The sequence below is a fragment of the Halomonas sp. I1 genome (genome assembly GCF_032334135.1).
Taxonomy (GTDB): domain Bacteria; phylum Pseudomonadota; class Gammaproteobacteria; order Pseudomonadales; family Halomonadaceae; genus Halomonas.
Genome location: NZ_JAVXUS010000003.1, coordinates 80,009 through 95,973 on the forward strand (window position 1 = coordinate 80,009; position 15,965 = coordinate 95,973).

Consider the following 15,965-nt stretch of genomic DNA (forward strand, 5'->3'; position numbering starts at 1 on the left):
ATTGCGCGCGAGATCACTGCGCTTCGGAGTAGCTGCACGCCAACAGCTCGTCAGCCCGGACCTCGCCCCACTGCTCGACCATCATCCCTCGCAGGGTCGAGAACAGCGGGCTGTCGTGATCGACGTAGCGGCAGTCGCGCCACATGCCGCGCAGCTTTGCGCCTACGTTGCTGAACTCGGTTTCGAATACCTCAGCCTCGTCGTCGGTCATGCGGTCCCAGACGTCGAGTTTGTACGTCGCCGGGCGGAGATGCTCGACGGTGATGTCGGCCTGGGGCTCGGCGGTCGTCTCGACCTCGTTGCCCTCGTCATCCGTTGTCATCGGCATCAGCAGACGTAGCGGAATAAACGTGTCGTCCGGCACGTCGATCAGCTCATGTGCGACGCGATTGCCGCGCGGGTCAGTCACGATGCTGTAGACGCGGACTGTGATCGTGCCGTCGCCGGCCGTCTCGGTTTCGATCAGGCAGCGACGCGCTCCGTCTCCCGACCGGGGTAGTTCGGCCCGCCAGCCCTCGGCGGCAAAACCCAGAGCGCCGCTGACGCGGTAAACGCCCGTCTCGACATGCTCGGCAGTGACACCTTGGGCCTCGGTGTTTGCCGTGCCTGCGCCCGCGAGTTTGTGTTGACCGTCCTCGGTCTGAGCACCGAGGCGGAATATCGGCGAGGCTTGTTTGATGAATCCGTTTGAGTCAACAGTGGTGTTGCCGGTATCCCAATGCCTCCGTAGTGGTGTTAGTTCACCGTTCTGGTATGCGCGGGTCCACATCTGTCCTCGTTGAGCACCGCCGAAGTGCTGGACAAATGTGTCTGTGAATTGGTCTCCATTCCAGAAGCCTCTGAGAACTGTTCCTGCGCCGTCGATACTATCCTGGCCTACGTCATATCCGTAAAGCCCTGACTTGAGAGACGTGATCTCAGCAATATTGTCCACATCGGACATTCTAGGCGGCTGAGGGGAATCGCTACCGCATCCAACGCCATATTTCTGCATCTCCGTCAGCGCCGCACCCGCGAACTGCGGAATCTGGTTGGCGTTGTCCAGCAGCGCCAGATCACCAAGCGTTCCGCTCTGCCCTACATCGATACCCCCTTTCAAGACATCGATAACCTCCCGCGTCCTCTGCTCCAGAGTCACAAATTGATCGAGTAGCGCCTGGCGTGCTGCATCAGCCTGTTCTTCGGTAGCCATTATCGTTCCTCCGGGCATGAAAAAACCGCCTCGAGGGCGGCTTGGTAATCGGTATAAGCGCGGTGCATTTCTGCGGGTGTGTCAGCGTTTCGAATACGAGCCTTGGCGCGGATGCGAGCGGCTTCCCGTGCCGCCTCCGATTCGCACCACTCCCGCCGGGCGGCTGTCACGCTGTCGATGACGGATTGCAGCGTGCAGCCCAGGGCCTCGGCCTCCGCCTGCAGGATGGGGCCGTCACCTGCCTGGGCCTCGGCCCATTTTGCCTCGCGCATGGCGGCGATTTGCGGCGAGGCACTGGGCGTAACCTGATCTACCTCAGCCAGATAGTGGGCCTTGGCGGCGTCGAGGTCGGCGTGACGCCGAACAGAGAGCTTAGCCAACGGTCACCTCCACGGTTTCATCCAGATAACGCGGGTGCGACAGCGCGATGCGATATGTGCCGGGAACGTCGAACTCGACCTCATCATCGCCATCCGCGATCAGCTCCTGCCCCATCGCACCGATGACAGTGTCAGCCGGCAGCCCGATGAAATGCACGACCAGGTCGCCGACGCTGCACTGCGGGTCGAATGCGGAGCGCGCCACGGCGACCCGCTGATCAATGTCGATGTAGTGCGTGTCATCTGAAACGCTCTCATCGACTTCCACCCACGACTCGCCCTCACCGCACTGCATATCTGCCTGATTCTCACCGCACTGGCAGGTCGAAAGAATCTCCGGCGATCCTTCTTGATAGATAGCGATAGTGATCTCGCGTATGCGATCTGTCATTTGCGCACCGCCTTGAGTCCGATATATCGGTTCATGATGAAGTGACGAGTGCCACTTGTAACGCCGCCTTTGACCTCAAGACGAAATGTCTGGTTGCCGTTTAATGGCCCAGTGAGCCAAGGAAACGAGCAAATCCCAAGGCTAGCTTTATCAAGAACGCCGCTTGCGATAATGTTGCCGTTTCGAGTAAGCCGGTATTGTAGATTAGAGAGAAGTTCGTAAACCTTGTCGCTGTCTGATTGGGCGTTATCTCTCGCCTCCCAAAGCCAGTGAAACATTACCTCGACTCGGGCTCCCCGCGGGTTAACCGTTGCGGTCTGGAGAGTCCCCCATGTACTCATGGGAACGAGCCCTCTTGCCGCTGTGAATCGTGATACTGGGATGATGACCGCCTGATCAGCGATCTTTACTGTATTGACCGCAAGGTCGCCAATTCTCCCTCGACCGATATAAGCGAATGCCAGTTTAGCCCAGTCAATTTCTCCATTATCAATATCTGCATTCTTGATATTGACGTTCTGGATATTCGCCCAGTCGACATTCAGGTTATCGACATCGATATACTGAGCCTTGAGTCGGCCCTGGTTATCGACGATAAAATTGCCGCTTGAGTCAGTCAGTTTGCCGAACGTCAGCGACGCGATCAGTGCCTCGCGCAGCAGCAGTTGCCCGTTGTCATAGATAAACCCGAGATCGGCGTTGTCGGGATCATCCGGGTCGGCAATGTAGAGTCGGTCGGCACTGATGCCGAACAGCGCTTCCTGCCCGTCATTGCCCAACACGATGCCGCTGATGCGGTTGTTCGCCTGCACTTTGAGTGACCACATCGCATTGATGCGCTCACCTTGAGCTGCAGCATCGTCAATAGCAGTTTCGGCCTTAGTTTGGACGCCAGCAATATCCTCGCCGAGCTGTACCTGCACGGTGTCGATACGCTCCGCCATAGCGGCGTCAGAGCGCGACGCGACGACATTCGTGAATACCGGCTTACCATCGGTTGTGTCCTGAGCAGAGACAACGATTCGACCCTCGATAGCGCCGGCAGGCACCGTCACCTGCGTCGGCTCTGTAGTCTCCCAGTTGCCTCCCGCGACCGGGGTCATGTTGACAGTCTGGACGGTTGGCCAGTCGAAATTACTGCCGCTGGAATCCCGCCACTGCACAGACAATCTAAGAGTGCCGTCTGTGTTGGCTCTGGCGGTGTAGTCCATCTTCACCGTGTAGATGTCCCCGGGAGAAACCGGGCGATACGGCCCCGATATGTGACGATTTCCGCCAGGGTAGTCGGCGGTAAATTCAGCAAAATGCGCGGCGGGGGAGTTGGCGTCGACGGGTGGTCCTCCCGGGTCGCGCTCGACGATATTCACATCATTGGTGCTATTCCACAGCGACCCATCACCGGTGCTGAAAGAGCCATCGGCAATCAACGACTGATTATCAAGTTCGGCCCGCATCTCAGACCGAACAGTGCTCAACCCGTCGGCTGTAGCTGCCTCGATGTTCTCGAAACGCTGGACAAGATAGTTCTCGCCCTCGCTGAAATTCAGCGACACAACATCATCAACGCGGCCATTTACTCCGCCAACGCTGCCCTCTACGGTCTCGAACCTGTCGATCAATGCAGACGACGACGAGAGATCCAGGTTAATGACATCGTCAACGCGGCCGTCGACGTTGCTCACGTTGCCCTCGACCGACTCGAATCGCTGAATCAATGCCGATCCCGTCGCTATGTCGAGATTCCGAATATCCTGTATCGAGCCCTGCGCATTACTGACATTGCCCTCGATAGTCTCGAATCGGCTGATCAGCGCTGTGGCAGACGACAAATTGAGCTGACGGATGTCCTTGGCGGCGGCATGCGCGGCGGCGACACCAGTATCCGGGTCATTGACCGTACCCTCGAGGGTGCTAAACCGCTCGATCAGCGCGGAATCTGGCGAGATGTCCAGGTTCTGAATGTCCTGAATCGAGCCCTGGACGTTGCTGACATTGCCCTCTATGGTCTCAAATCGACTGACCAACGCTGTAGACGACGACAGGTTCATCTGCCGAATGTCACGCGCAGCCGCATGCGCCGCCGCCACGCCTGTGTCGGGGTCGTTGACCGTGCCCTCGATGGTTTCGAATCGACCAATCAGCGCTGACGATGGCGAGATGTCGAGGTTTACGACGTCCTGTACGGCGCCGGACACATCGCCGACGCTGCCCTCTATGCTCTCAAACCGGTTGATGATCGCCGTATTCTGGCCGAGGTTGAGGTCGATAATGTCCTGCGCGAGGCCGCTTGCATTGCCCGCCTCGCCCTCGAGCTCGTTCAGTCGGGTGATCAGCGCAGAATCGGCCGAGATGTCGAGGTTCTCGACGTTCGTCACGCGCCCGTTTACGTCATCGACACTCCCTTCGATCTGGCCGAACCGCGTCAGCAGGGCAGAGCCGGGCGACAGTGCGAGGTTGACGATGTCGTTGATCCGACCGTCGGCGTCCTCGAATTCACCCTCCAGCAATTCCTGACGCTGGAGCAGCACACCGTCTTTGCTGATCCGATTGATCGTCTCGACGGATTGGGATGCGCTGCCGACGGCATTCTGCACCGATGACACCGACGATGTAACAGCCTCGAGAATGCCGTTCAGCTCGTCGATCCGCTGCGTCTCGATGATCGACGCCTCGGCATCGTCGGTCCGTTCCTCGAGAGTCGAGACATCCAGGGCCAGGTTGTTGACCGCACCCTCATTCGATTCCGCGAGCGCCTCAACACTGGTGATCCGGTTAACGGCATCGCCGACGTTGGTCTCGATGTCGCCGACGCTGTCCTCGATCGTCCCGAGGCGCCCCTCGGCATCGGTCAGGTCATCGCGAATCTGGTTGGCTCGCCCGTCGAGGCGACCGACCTCGGTTGTCAGGTCGCTGCGAATCTGATCGGCGCGGCCCTGCACATCGGCAATCGCGCCCGAGTTTGTGCTGATCTGGTCGAGCTCGGAACGCAGCTCATCATCGACCTCTGTGCGGCCGATCTCGCCGGAGATGGCGGTGATAAGCGCAGACGGATCGCCCTCGGTGGTGGCCTGCACCGGGTACCAATCGGACTTCCCGTATGCATTGGTCCCGCGGACATAGTAGTAATACGTCGTCAGCGGCGTGCGCTCGTTGTCGGTGATCGTGGTGCCGGTACCAACATGCACGGCATTCGAGAGAATGTCGCCGGTTTCCAGCGGAGCGCTGGAGCGCCAGAACTCGAACTGCTGCCCCGGGTACTGGCCGACCGGATTGAGCGTGATATAGAGGGTGCCGACCGAGATGTCTACGCTATCCGGCGGCGTCGGCATCAGCAGCCCGGCGACATTGGTGGTCAGTGTCGCCCAAGGCGAGACATTTCCGATCCCAGTGACGCCCGCAACGCGAATTTGCCACTGCCCAGGGCCGGTGTCTCGCTCGCTGACCGAGGTTCCTTCACCGGTGTAAATGGTCCGCCAGCTGACGTCCTCAGGCCCCTTCACCTCGAGGCGGTAGCGCATCACCCGAGGGTCGTCGCTGGGCGTCCAGCTGATCGACAGTCCCTGATGCTCGGTGCCACCGGCCAGGTAGGTGAACGCCTGGACGTCGATCGACAAGGGGGCGATCACCGGGCCGGTGGGCACCAGGCTATCCGGGCGCTCGGGCAGGTCGAGACCTTGCTCAACCCGAGCGAATTTGTCGGGGTCGTGAGCCAGTGCGGTGATAGCGTAGGTATGAGCGTCCTCCTCGGTGACGCTCAGCACACGGAAATGCTCGGGCTCAACGCTGGATGACGAGAGCACCCACATAGCGCCGTCTACAGGCTCGGCGGACAGCGGGCTGGTCAACTCGACGGCCTGCCCGTCGAACGACGCAATTTCCCTGCGCTCAATGCCGCCGCTCGGCATCACCACGTCGAGATACCAAGTGCCGTTGCTGGTGTCGTCGGGCACAGCATCCAGCGTCAGGCTCTCAATGCCAGTCGCCAGCAGGCGACCTGTCAGACGCGCGCCGGCGCGGGCGGGGTCGGACACGGCAATAATCTCGCCGGGGCGCAAATCAGCGTGATCCAGGCCGGCACGATAGCTCAGCGTCTCTGTCTCGGCTCGCTCACTGTAGAGGATCCATTTGCCCATGCGATGGGCCTGGCCACGGCTGGTGCAGCCGGCAGCCACCACCTCGGTCTTCCGCCATCCGTATTGTTGGATAGCATCCGGATCCTCGATCACCTCAATCTGCTGACGATAGCCGTCTTCAGGGTCGTTCCAGGTAACCAAGGCCACCGAGTGCCGAGCCTTGAGACCGGAGCCCTCGCGCTGAAACTCGCCGCCGATCACGTTGGCCGGCCCCACCAGCTTCGCCGGCTCAGCCGGCATGTCGGCCACTGCCATCACGGTGTTGGTACCCCAGTAGGTCATCCCTCGAAAGGCACTGGCCAACGTCTGCAGCGCCGTGAATGCCTCCTCAGCATTGGCCATCTGGGTGTTGAAGGTGAACCGCGGCTCCTCGCCGCCATACCCATCCGGCACCAGTTCGTCGCAATACTGGCCGATGGTGTACAGGCCCCACTTATCGACATTGGCCAGGTCGGCGCCGTAGCGCGCATTGCCGGCCAGGTCGTAGTAGATCCAGGCTGGGTTGTCGCTCCATGCCAGCTTGAACGAGCCATCCCAGATTCCGCTGTAGGTGCGCGCCTCGGGGTCGTAGTTGCTGGGCACCCGGATAATGCGCCCCTTGAGGTCGTAGCTGCGCGAGGGGATGGTGCTGCCAAACTGCTGGGCGTCTACCTCGAGGGCCACCAGAGCACTGTCGGGATAGCTCAACTTGGCGTCGATGACCTCGGTGTAGGAGGCCCAGTAAGTGTCGTTGCTCAGCACCGCCGAGTCGCTATCTTCGGTGAGGCGGCGAACGCGCACTTCCCAGGGTGCACTCCCCGGCAGCTCACAGCGATAGGTCCGCTGGTAAGGGCTGGTGGTCTTTCCCTCGATGAGATCCCGGCGCGCCTCCTGCCAGGCGCCACCATCCGGCCGCACGTCGATGGCCACCTCGACGCTGGTACCCAGCAGGTCGCCATTCTCCTTGTTCTGCCTGGAGAGTGCCGGCAGCTGTACAGTGACCCGGACGGCGTCAGCGGCCTGATTCGTGATGCTGCGCACAACAGGACTACCCTGCGTCACCTGGACGGAGACGTCTTGCACGGTCTCCACCGCCGGGAAGCCGGGAATATGCGCCTGGTCCGGATCGCCTTCTCGGGTGTACACATTCACGCCATCGAAGTTGAACGAGCCATCCTCGTTCTGCAGTGGCGTGTCGTCGAGGTAGATAGACTTCAGGTCGTCAGCTAGACCGACTATCGGGCCCTCGCCGATCAAGTCGATAATCCGCGCCTTGCTGGCAGAGCGAAGGGTATTGGGCGCCTCGCGCGGCACGCGCTGGCTGCCTCCGCCGCCCTTGCCGCCTTTCTCTCCCTGGATCTGTTCGGCGTTTTTGAGAATCGGGTCCATCAGATCTCCTCGGCGTTCATGCCAGCGCTGACCACCACGCTGCCAGCCCTCACGCGGCCGTATACGAGCGGCACCGGCAGCCCTTGGGTCGATGTGTTCACAGGGCCGTCAAAAAGGAATGACGGTCGCTGGTCGGGGCGCTCACGACTGCCGTAGTCTCCCGCCTGAGGCGAAGGGGCTAGCATTTGCGAAATGCCGCCCAGAGCCATGCTGACGCCCAGGCCGCCAACAGAGCTGCCAGTAATAATCCCAGCGCTTAACGCCCCGCCGGCGGGGATAAACGTTGCGGCAGCAACCAGCGCCACTCCGGCGATCACCTTGCCCACGCCACTGTCACCCCCAGCGCCGGACACGGCCGGCAGCAAGTGCAGCTCGCCAGCATCAGCCAGCCCCAGGGCAAGACCGTCCTCGCCCAATGGCTCACCGGTATCGAGCGGGCCACGAATGACATGCCAATCACCGGCGCGAATAACGTCGCCGAAGCCGGGCAGCTGAAAAGACAGCGCTCGCACCGCCTCGGCCGGATCGCGCACGTCCAACGAAAAAGGACCGCCGAAGCGGTCCCCTAAAGCGCCATGAAGGTGAATGGCTTTCATATATCCAGCTCCTCATGTCTGAGCCAGTGCGTGATATGTGGCAGCCAGCGAGCAATGGGCTCACGCATGGAAAGCCGAGTGGCGTCCACCGCCTGCCGGCCAGTTTTGTGGTGCAACACCAGGTCATCGCCGAGGTAGATTCCGCCGTGGTTGGGCACAGGGCTGCGTAGCTGGGCGAAGAACATGTCGCCGGCCCGGGCCTCGTCGGGCTCGATGCGGCGGAACCCAGCCTGCGGAAAACCATCGGTGTAGAGGTCCTGGCCGTGCCGCCACCATTCCCAGCTGCGCGGAAACTCCGGCAGGTCAATGCCGTGCTCAAGGCAGTAGTAATCACGGATCAGCGCATAGCAGTCGGTGATGCCGTGGACAAAGCCTCGCCCGACCAGCGGCTCGCGCTCGCCGTGCCCCCACCAACGAATAGGCGTTGAGCTCTCGCCATCGGTGGCCACGATGCCCCAGGGCACACCGCTGGCCATCTGCCCCCGCATGTCCGCCTCACTCGGGCAGTCGGGGTAATCGGGGTGCGAATGCACGATGGCCAACAGCCCGCGCCCAATAGCTGACGCCATGTCCCGCTTGCCGACAGCGAACGTCGAGCGCGGCTCATGAGCCACGTTCTCGACGCGCCGACACTCGTCAGGAGTGATCAGCCACGCCGCTTCATATGGGTACGCGGCCACCGCCTCGGCACGGATTCGCGCCTGGTGTTCATCGAACATCAGCGTCTCGTCAGTTATGGATAGGCGTTCAGGCTGGGGAAATGCCCAGTTGATGGCATCGGGCAGCCGGGCGAGGCTCAGGGCTCACACATCGCTAATGGAGTGAGATATGAATGATGCACACGTTGCAGGGAACACGATTGCTCATGCCGCAGTGCTTCGCCAGCTGGTCAAGCAAACATATAACGAAAAAGGAAGTGACGAGGCCCAGGCTATATATAATGCGGCCAGAAAAATCCTAGAGCGCATGAACGATGGCGACTTGAAAAACGAGGCCATGGCTGAGCTACATGGGATTTTCGACGGCATGGCGTCTAGCGCTAGCGAGTAAGCGGTTAGGTATAAGTTGGCCCGAGCTACTTCGGGCCATCCCACATGATCCGCTCGAGCTCGTGCATTCGGCGCACCAAGACTGAATTATCTTTTTCTACAAGCCGGTGCTCCAAAGACGCCGCCCTTTCTCGGTAATCTTCCAAGCCACCCCTCAGAACATCACAGTTCGCTTCCACGTCCTCGACGCGCGATTGGGCCGCCTCTAGCCGCTCCTCCAGGGCCGCGATATAGCGCTTCTGCTCATCGATCTGTGCCTGCAGTTGCTGATCCGGCGTGAGTGTCAGGTCTTCTGTTTGCGCCATGTCAATTCGTCCGCTCATGCGTCACCTCACTTATCGAACCCGGCCCACACCGGGAAATGCTCGTGTCGGCAGAACCGCGTTCTGTCCGAACCTCAGACGGCAGTCGCTCAAGCGCTTACCGCATACGTCGTCGCCCTGGCCGGGCGTGGCCACAGCGCCACTCGCTTCCCATTCGCCATCACCAGCATACGGGCACGTCACACCCTCGTAGCGATACTGGGCGCCGTCCCACCACCGGTATGTGTGAGTGCACGTATCCCGCAGCACCTGGCGAGCCGGCAGCTTCAGCCCCTCCTGATCCATCGGCGCCGCCAGTGTGAACTCGAACGCCGTGCTCGTCTGGCCGCTCTTGCGCTCCACGGCATAGTGATCGACAGGAAAGGTGGCCAGCGGATCGGGGGCACGCCCATCATCCAGGTGCTGCCGGAAGGTGCGAATACGCCGCACCGGGCAGCCAAGCAAGTCATCCGCCGCCAACACCAGCGACAGGAATGCCAGCTCCATAGCGCTGACGCGAAGCGTGGGTTGCGGTAGAGGACCCTTTCCGCTCCACTCGAAACCATCAGCTTCGATAGGTAGCGGCGTGTATTCATAGCCGTTGAAACGCGCTGGACCACCGTCGACAGCTTCGTTTGTCCATCGCAAAACGCCTTGCCCGTGACGACTGGCGTCGAGCTCGAACAGCACCACCACAGGATCCTGGGAGAGATGCTGAACATCGGTCGCAATCACCTCGCTCATGGATTGTGGTCCTCAGTAAAGACGGCAGACACCCGATAAAGCTGGTAGTCGGTATACACCCGACTGGGCGCCTTTCGGCACACAACTTTGACTTCTTCACCGGTCTCGGGGATCGTCCAGTGAAAAGCCCTCACGCCTTGTTGCGATAGAAGAAAATCCTGAATAGTGTCGGCCTGGGATTTGGTGAGCAGCTCCCATTGCAAGGTCCAGGTGCGAGTGGTCGCATTAATGCCCGAGGGTCGCCGCTGTGCGTAGCCATCCCCAAACTGGGCCGTATCAACTCGGAACTGCGGCTGTTCATCTAGCCCATAACTCGGGTTTCGGCCGATGTCTGGCAAGACTTCCATCACGCCCCCTTACTCAGTATGCCGCCCGGTCGCTGCTGTTTTCGCATCACCCGAACAATCTCTGCCTCAAGCCCGCGAGCCGCTTGCTTTCCTTGGCGGCGGGCGTCTTCGTCGCTCACGCCTGGCTGAGCCTGCATAGTGATAGGCGCATGAATAGTTATGCCTCCAGAGGATCGGGGGGGATGAGTCGCGCCAGAAGACGGCCCGACATACCCGCCATTGGCATAGCCCTTGTTCAACCGCTCGAGCATGGGCCGAACGCCGGGCTGCTTCACCACTTCTCGGCGCACAACAAACTCTTCACCGTGGACTACGCCTTTCGGCTCATACTTGCCGCCGGGGCCTGTCCATCCGCCTCCGGCAAAGCCCGCGAAGCTGCCCGCGCTGGACGACCCGTATGAGGTAGCGAAAGCGTTACCGCCACCGCCGAACAGGCTCCCCGCAAGGTTGCCGATCAGGCCGCCCCAGTCGGTTTCCTCGACAGCCCCAGCCAGTGGATCAGTGATGGTCTGGCGGACAATCATCCGGCGCAGATCCTCAAAGAAGCCCCGCGCCACGTCGCCCAGGTCCTCGAAATTGACGATCGCGTCCTCGAGGGCGCTGGACATCGTGCCGCCGAACTCCTTGGCAAAGTCGTTGCCGCGCTCCATCTCTTTGTTGACCTGGCCGATGGAGTCGTAGGCGTCCTGCCAGTTGCCCTGGTTGCGCTGCGATTCCTCGAGCCGCTGCCAGGCTTCCATGTAGCGTTCGACACTCATTCGGCCATTCAGCAAGGCCGTCTGCAGGAGTATCTGATCCTGGCGGAATTCGCGCTGAGCCTGCTGGACAGGGAACAGCGTATCCTCGAGCGACCGAAGGCTGGAGTTGTACTGCTCGATGGCACGCTGACGCTCACGGGCGGCCTTCTCGGCTTCGCGGGCGGCTTCCTTGGCGGCCTTTTCATTGGCCTTGTAAGCCTCGGTGGATTCGACGACGCTCTGGCGCTCGTCCTGCCAAGCCTGGATGGCACCCTCGATCTCGCCGCGACGATCCTCTGATTCAGTGTTGGCCAGCTCCTGACGGAGCGTCGCGATATTGCCGTCTATCTCGGCGATGCGCTGCTTTTTGGTCTGCTGGGCCTCGAGCAGCTTGTCGATCTGCTCGTCGTGCTTAACCTGCTTATCTACCGCGTCGCTTTGCCGCTCCTGGGCTTGAGCACTAGATCGCTCCTGGGCCAATAGGCCGATCTTGATAGCCAGCTCCTGCTCCAGTCTGGCCAATGCTGCTCGAGACCTTGATTCCCCGCCAGCGTTGCTGAATCGCCCTTCTGATAGAGACTCCTCTATACGGCCAATCTCGCTTTGTATCTGCGACACCTCCTGCTGCAGAGTGTCATCTCGACCGACATTGAGAAGCCCGTCCCACATCTCTTTTGCGGCGCCGGCGACGCCGCGAGCAGCACTCTCGATCCAGCCAAGGTTCTCGGAGACGTCCGACGCACGGTCCCGCATCGTGTCGGCGTACTCATTCATCGCGACACGTTGGGCTTCCATCTCGCGACCACTATCGGCCAGAGCGCGGATATTCTCGTAGGTCTCGACGGTCAGGAAATTGTACTGCTCGTTGAGCTCGGCAATGGCGTCAACGGGATCGTCGGCGATCTTGCCGAATTGCTTGATGGTCTTGTCGATAGCCTGGCCGGTGGCGTTCTCCATCAGGATGGCGGTGCGCGTGACGGTCTCGAACTGGTCGGCAGTAAACCGGCCTGACTGAGCTACCTGGTTAAGCGCGGCGGCCGCCCGGTTCTGTGTCGTGCTGGCCAGGTTGTCCATCTGCGCGGCCAGCGTCATCAACTCATCAGTCGTGGCGCCGGACTGCTGGCCGGTCATGGTCAGCGTATTGTTGAACTGTTGCGCCTCGTCCCGGCCAGACTCGAACGCCACGACCAGCGCCGTAGTGGCGCCGGCTGCGAGAGTTAGCGGATTGATCAGGCCGGCAATGTATCTCGTCATCCCGCGAAGAGCGGGGCCGATGCCGCCGAAGACATCCCGGAGCTGGCCGCCTTGCTGCAGGAAGACCTGCATCGGTGGTTGGCCAGCCGCCAGCGACGTAAAAATGTCAGTGAACTGCATCGGGAGCTGCTGTTGCGCCTGACGCAATTGAGCCGCCGACATGCCGGCTCGATCATAGTCCCGAGCCGCTCGCCGAGTGGCCGAAGCGGCACGATCCACGCTGTCGGCATAGCGCTCTGCCTGTACCGGCTGGAACAGACCCTTCTGCCCGCTGCGCACCTGATTCTGCACCTGCTGCATACGCTGGAGAGCGCCGCGAGTGCTGTTGACGTTGCGGGTCAGTACGCTGGCCTGGCTGGCCTGCTGACCCATCGCAGACGCGACGCCGCCGGTAGCCGTCGTGACCCGCACACCGGCATCTTCCAGCGCCTGCAGGGCGCGCCGCGTATCCTGGGCACGTTGCTCGGCACTACGCGAGTCGATGACGATGCTGAGGCGGGATTCGGCCATTCTCAAGCTCCAGGCACAAAAAGGCCCGCCGTGGCGAGCCTGGAAACAAGAAGCCCCGCTCAATGGCGGGGCCGGTCAATTTCGGCTAATGCTATGTGCATTCCGAGTCTGGCAGGTATTGAACAACAACATTGATCCAGCCGGGAACCATCGGGGATGGCTCAAACACAGACATAGTGACGGATTTCACTCCATCGCCAAGATCATGCTCTGCCTGAGGGTAAGTGTATTCATCGTCACCCAGTTGTGTCGCTGCACCATACTGCGTAACCAGGTGCTTTTTCACTGGCGGGGTGTCGCCATCCTCGAAATATTCAACAATTGAAACGGCGCACAAAACCTCTTCGCTATTAAAAACGTAGTCGACACTGTGCTCATCAGGGTAGTCATCAGGAGCCCAGTCACTGGGAGCATAGCCGGGCGCTTTATTCGCCCCATAAACTTGCGCGTTTGGCCACTTGTAGCTATCTGAAATCTCAGAGCCTGGAATGCGCGTGGCATCCATCAGCTCCTTGGCGTCGCCAATGGTAATGCCCGATTTCAGACCGAATATGCCGTCCCACGGCGGCGCATCCTTGCATCCAGCTAGAGCTAAGCCGGACGCTATCGCCATTGCCGTCCATTTCCTCATGCGTCCTCCAGCTTTGATTCGAGACCGTGGCTCACTCGCTGCGCTGTCCATAGTCGAACTGCTATTCAGAGGGTAGTAGCGTCTTGAAATCAAGCAGATGGTCTTCCCAAGGGCTGTTATACGCCCATCCTTGAACCTCAGTTCCGTCCTCGTCCTCATTCATCAGAAGGTGCAAGTACGTGACACGAGCCATCGGGTTGCCGACCATCTTTACGGTTAGCTCTGCGTTGTCGCCATAGAAGTGCCCTGACGTATCAATCCGGCTTCCCATGAGCCCCGTAAGAGCAAAGCTCTCTTCTGCGTGGTTTTTGTATGTCTTAAAGGTCTTCTCGACCGAAGCTGAAGTCGCCCATTTCTGGTGATGGTCAGGATCTTGCTTTAACTCAGACTTATTGGTCGCGCACCCTGTCAAAACCACTACCACGCTACTAGCTACCACTGCCGCCCACTTCATTATGTTGCCCCTGCGTTGTTGATTTCCGCCAGCATAGCGAATCAGGGGCGTGCAATGCCATCCGAACTACGGCGAGCAGTGCAGGCGAGATAACCTACTGCTCGAGAGCCACGTCATCCATCCGCATGATGGCGAAGATGAACTCGCGCTCCGGGATAGGCGGCGCGAATCGGTCCAGGTAAGGGCCGATCTCGTGCAGGGACAAGGGCAGCCGGCCCACCCCTCCCATCCCAGCGACCACTCGTCGCCCGCGCTCGATCAGGGTGAAAGCGTCCACCAGCATGGCGCTGAGACCGTCCAGTTCGGGCCGAGGGTTGTCGACCTTGATGAACTTGGAGATGGCCTCGAACTTCTCTTCTGACCCCCACTCGTTCTGCCACCGCAGCTCGGCTATGGCTTTTTTTCGGCGTCCTTGGCGAGCGAGTAGGCGTCATGCTGCATCTGCTGAGCCTTGCTGGACACCCACATGAAGAGCTCGATGTCCTTGCGGAGAAGCTCCTCGCCGACCTCGTGATCGTAGGTCACCGCCTCGTCGTCGAGCAGGAACTTGCCGTCTTCCCGCCCCTTGGTTCGGATGTCGAGCAGGATATAGCGAGCCATCAGGCTGCATTGCGCCTCGAACTCCGTTTGCTCTTCACCCGACACCTCGGCCAGGTCGTCGGTGAAGCGAAGGTCGCCACCGCTCTCCGCCTTATCCAGCAGCCGTCGCATCTTTTCCTGAAAGACGGCGCGAAACCGGTTCATGCCTACGGAGTAGCGGTCATTGTCCCAGCGGGCCACGAGCATCTGAGTGTCATCGTCGTAATCGAACCACTTCGTCTCGTTGACGTCGCCGCCGCGCCCTTTGCGTGAAAGTGCCATGACGCCTCCTTATGTGCCCGGCAAGGTTCGGGAGACCCGCACGGATGACCCGATGTTCGAGTCTTTCAGGGCAGTGAAGCTGACCGCGGGTCGGAGCACAGCGTCACGGCCACCCGATGGCATCTCGACGCCCAGCTTGGTGCGGGGTGTCTCGATCAGGTAGCTATTGCCCGCCGTACCGTCGTTCATGTCGAGCCGGACGCCGAACTCCTTCTCATTGATCGACTGCTGGAGCAAGCTGAAGGTGCTCTCGGTGAGCGCCAGGGAGATATTCCCCGTCACCTGGGCGGTGCCCTTGAACTGGTGCGGCACCTCATGGCCGATGCAGGGGTCTTCCTGGTAGTTGCGGTTGATCGTGATGTCCATCGTGTTGACGCAGACATCCATCGCCGTGTCGCCCTCGATGACCAGCTCGTTGACGTCCTGGGCCGCATTGATGGGTTTGGTGGTGGTCTCATCCTCGAAGGTGTCGCCGCTGAAGTCGTAGTCAGCGTTGTAGTCCTCGCCCACGATGGAGAACGACCCCGAGACAACCTCGCCGGCGGACAGGGAGAGCTGGAGCTGCGAGACGTTGGCCTCACCGATCATGTAAGCCTTGCCGGCGGCACCGACGTCCATGTACTGGACCAGGAACTCGAGCTTGGGCGTGTCCTGGCCGATGGTTATGGTATGCAACGTCGGGTCGCTGCCATCGACCACCCACTCGCTCCCCATCACGTTGCGGATGATCATGTCGTAGGTCTTCGCTGAAAAAGCGATGGACACGTCGCCGCCCACGGTGATCGATGTCAGCAGCATGGATGAATCCTGTCCGCTGGAATCGACCTCGTTGGGGTTGCTCATGTTGGTAGTGATGCCGGGGCTGCCATCGGTGCGGCGCAGCACCTGCCAGGGGTTGCCGGAGCCGGCCAGGCGCATCGACACCTTGAGCTGATTGGATTCAGCCATTGGGGTTTACCTCTCGGTTGGGCACAAAAAAGCCCGCTCGGGGCGGGCGTTGAAGGGGTGCGGTGGAA

The 15,965-nt window shown here is 60.6% G+C and carries 16 protein-coding genes; 1 reads left to right on the forward strand and 15 read right to left on the reverse strand.

Going from position 1 to position 15,965, the window contains the following annotated elements; genetic code table 11:
* Nucleotides 1-13: 13 nt before the first annotated feature.
* Genes RSO41_RS05830 through RSO41_RS05855 form a run of 6 tightly spaced genes read right to left on the reverse strand, consistent with a single transcriptional unit; the run spans nucleotide 14 to nucleotide 8,779 of the window.
* Entirely contained in the window at nucleotides 14-1,192 is a 1,179-nt protein-coding gene (locus RSO41_RS05830; protein ID WP_315618132.1) for a hypothetical protein, read from the reverse strand.
* A complete protein-coding gene (locus RSO41_RS05835; protein ID WP_315618133.1) occupies nucleotides 1,192-1,572 on the reverse strand; it encodes a hypothetical protein in 381 nt (126 codons plus the stop codon). The genes RSO41_RS05830 and RSO41_RS05835 overlap by 1 nt, the downstream gene beginning before the upstream one ends.
* Complete coding sequence (locus tag RSO41_RS05840) at nucleotides 1,565-1,963, reverse strand: hypothetical protein (protein WP_315618134.1); 399 nt, start codon at nucleotides 1,961-1,963, stop codon at nucleotides 1,565-1,567. Before RSO41_RS05840 ends, RSO41_RS05835 begins: the two co-directional genes overlap by 8 nt.
* Entirely contained in the window at nucleotides 1,960-7,464 is a 5,505-nt protein-coding gene (locus tag RSO41_RS05845) for a phage tail protein (RefSeq protein ID WP_315618135.1), read from the reverse strand. Before RSO41_RS05845 ends, RSO41_RS05840 begins: the two co-directional genes overlap by 4 nt.
* The gene (locus RSO41_RS05850) at nucleotides 7,464-8,060 is read right to left on the reverse strand and encodes a hypothetical protein (protein ID WP_315618136.1); all 597 of its coding nucleotides are present in this window, start codon (nucleotides 8,058-8,060) and stop codon (nucleotides 7,464-7,466) included. Before RSO41_RS05850 ends, RSO41_RS05845 begins: the two co-directional genes overlap by 1 nt.
* Nucleotides 8,057-8,779 carry an NlpC/P60 family protein gene (locus tag RSO41_RS05855; RefSeq protein ID WP_315618137.1) on the reverse strand — a complete coding sequence of 241 codons (723 nt, stop codon included), beginning with the start codon at nucleotides 8,777-8,779 and terminating at the stop codon, nucleotides 8,057-8,059. The genes RSO41_RS05850 and RSO41_RS05855 overlap by 4 nt, the downstream gene beginning before the upstream one ends.
* A gap of 109 nt (nucleotides 8,780-8,888) precedes the next feature.
* Between RSO41_RS05855 and RSO41_RS05860 the strand changes: the two genes are divergently transcribed.
* Nucleotides 8,889-9,110 (forward strand): hypothetical protein, encoded by a 222-nt coding sequence (locus RSO41_RS05860; RefSeq protein ID WP_315618138.1) that lies wholly within the window; start codon nucleotides 8,889-8,891, stop codon nucleotides 9,108-9,110.
* Nucleotides 9,111-9,135: 25 nt separating this feature from the next.
* Here RSO41_RS05860 and RSO41_RS05865 read toward each other — a convergent pair whose 3' ends face one another.
* The 9 genes from RSO41_RS05865 to RSO41_RS05905 all read right to left on the reverse strand — a co-directional run bounded on the left by RSO41_RS05865 (nucleotide 9,136) and on the right by RSO41_RS05905 (nucleotide 15,897).
* A complete protein-coding gene (locus tag RSO41_RS05865) occupies nucleotides 9,136-9,432 on the reverse strand; it encodes a hypothetical protein (RefSeq protein WP_315618139.1) in 297 nt (98 codons plus the stop codon).
* Nucleotides 9,433-9,444: 12 nt separating this feature from the next.
* Nucleotides 9,445-10,155 carry a phage minor tail protein L gene (locus RSO41_RS05870; RefSeq protein ID WP_315618140.1) on the reverse strand — a complete coding sequence of 237 codons (711 nt, stop codon included), beginning with the start codon at nucleotides 10,153-10,155 and terminating at the stop codon, nucleotides 9,445-9,447.
* The gene (locus tag RSO41_RS05875) at nucleotides 10,152-10,502 is read right to left on the reverse strand and encodes a phage tail protein (RefSeq protein ID WP_315618141.1); all 351 of its coding nucleotides are present in this window, start codon (nucleotides 10,500-10,502) and stop codon (nucleotides 10,152-10,154) included. Before RSO41_RS05875 ends, RSO41_RS05870 begins: the two co-directional genes overlap by 4 nt.
* Nucleotides 10,502-13,003 (reverse strand): phage tail length tape measure family protein, encoded by a 2,502-nt coding sequence (locus RSO41_RS05880; RefSeq protein ID WP_315618142.1) that lies wholly within the window; start codon nucleotides 13,001-13,003, stop codon nucleotides 10,502-10,504. Before RSO41_RS05880 ends, RSO41_RS05875 begins: the two co-directional genes overlap by 1 nt.
* 91 nt (nucleotides 13,004-13,094) lie before the next feature.
* The gene (locus RSO41_RS05885; RefSeq protein ID WP_315618143.1) at nucleotides 13,095-13,634 is read right to left on the reverse strand and encodes a hypothetical protein; all 540 of its coding nucleotides are present in this window, start codon (nucleotides 13,632-13,634) and stop codon (nucleotides 13,095-13,097) included.
* A gap of 61 nt (nucleotides 13,635-13,695) precedes the next feature.
* Nucleotides 13,696-14,088: a hypothetical protein gene (locus RSO41_RS05890; RefSeq protein ID WP_315618144.1), complete on the reverse strand. Its 393-nt coding sequence runs from the start codon at nucleotides 14,086-14,088 to the stop codon at nucleotides 13,696-13,698.
* 94 nt (nucleotides 14,089-14,182) lie between these two features.
* Nucleotides 14,183-14,371: a hypothetical protein gene (locus RSO41_RS05895; protein ID WP_315618145.1), complete on the reverse strand. Its 189-nt coding sequence runs from the start codon at nucleotides 14,369-14,371 to the stop codon at nucleotides 14,183-14,185.
* A 107-nt stretch (nucleotides 14,372-14,478) separates the two neighbouring features.
* On the reverse strand, nucleotides 14,479-14,949 hold the full coding sequence (locus RSO41_RS05900; RefSeq protein ID WP_315618146.1) for a hypothetical protein: 471 nt from the start codon (nucleotides 14,947-14,949) through the stop codon (nucleotides 14,479-14,481).
* 9 nt (nucleotides 14,950-14,958) lie between these two features.
* On the reverse strand, nucleotides 14,959-15,897 hold the full coding sequence (locus RSO41_RS05905; protein ID WP_315618147.1) for a phage tail tube protein: 939 nt from the start codon (nucleotides 15,895-15,897) through the stop codon (nucleotides 14,959-14,961).
* Nucleotides 15,898-15,965 lie beyond the last annotated feature (68 nt).

Bases quoted from the DNA above. Each gene is read 5' to 3' on its own strand.
- RSO41_RS05865 (WP_315618139.1), bottom strand. From the start codon at position 9,432: ATGAGCGGACGAATTGACATGGCGCAAACAGAAGACCTGACACTCACG.
- RSO41_RS05845 (WP_315618135.1), bottom strand. From the start codon at position 7,464: ATGGACCCGATTCTCAAAAACGCCGAACAGATCCAGGGAGAGAAAGGC.
- RSO41_RS05860 (WP_315618138.1), top strand. From the start codon at position 8,889: ATGAATGATGCACACGTTGCAGGGAACACGATTGCTCATGCCGCAGTG.
- RSO41_RS05905 (WP_315618147.1), bottom strand. From the start codon at position 15,897: ATGGCTGAATCCAATCAGCTCAAGGTGTCGATGCGCCTGGCCGGCTCC.
- RSO41_RS05895 (WP_315618145.1), bottom strand. From the start codon at position 14,371: ATGCTGGTGGACGCTTTCACCCTGATCGAGCGCGGGCGACGAGTGGTC.
- RSO41_RS05870 (WP_315618140.1), bottom strand. From the start codon at position 10,155: ATGAGCGAGGTGATTGCGACCGATGTTCAGCATCTCTCCCAGGATCCT.
- RSO41_RS05885 (WP_315618143.1), bottom strand. From the start codon at position 13,634: ATGAGGAAATGGACGGCAATGGCGATAGCGTCCGGCTTAGCTCTAGCT.
- RSO41_RS05880 (WP_315618142.1), bottom strand. From the start codon at position 13,003: ATGGCCGAATCCCGCCTCAGCATCGTCATCGACTCGCGTAGTGCCGAG.
- RSO41_RS05900 (WP_315618146.1), bottom strand. From the start codon at position 14,949: ATGGCACTTTCACGCAAAGGGCGCGGCGGCGACGTCAACGAGACGAAG.
- RSO41_RS05830 (WP_315618132.1), bottom strand. From the start codon at position 1,192: ATGGCTACCGAAGAACAGGCTGATGCAGCACGCCAGGCGCTACTCGAT.
- RSO41_RS05850 (WP_315618136.1), bottom strand. From the start codon at position 8,060: ATGAAAGCCATTCACCTTCATGGCGCTTTAGGGGACCGCTTCGGCGGT.
- RSO41_RS05890 (WP_315618144.1), bottom strand. From the start codon at position 14,088: ATGAAGTGGGCGGCAGTGGTAGCTAGTAGCGTGGTAGTGGTTTTGACA.
- RSO41_RS05875 (WP_315618141.1), bottom strand. From the start codon at position 10,502: ATGGAAGTCTTGCCAGACATCGGCCGAAACCCGAGTTATGGGCTAGAT.
- RSO41_RS05855 (WP_315618137.1), bottom strand. From the start codon at position 8,779: ATGTTCGATGAACACCAGGCGCGAATCCGTGCCGAGGCGGTGGCCGCG.
- RSO41_RS05840 (WP_315618134.1), bottom strand. From the start codon at position 1,963: ATGACAGATCGCATACGCGAGATCACTATCGCTATCTATCAAGAAGGA.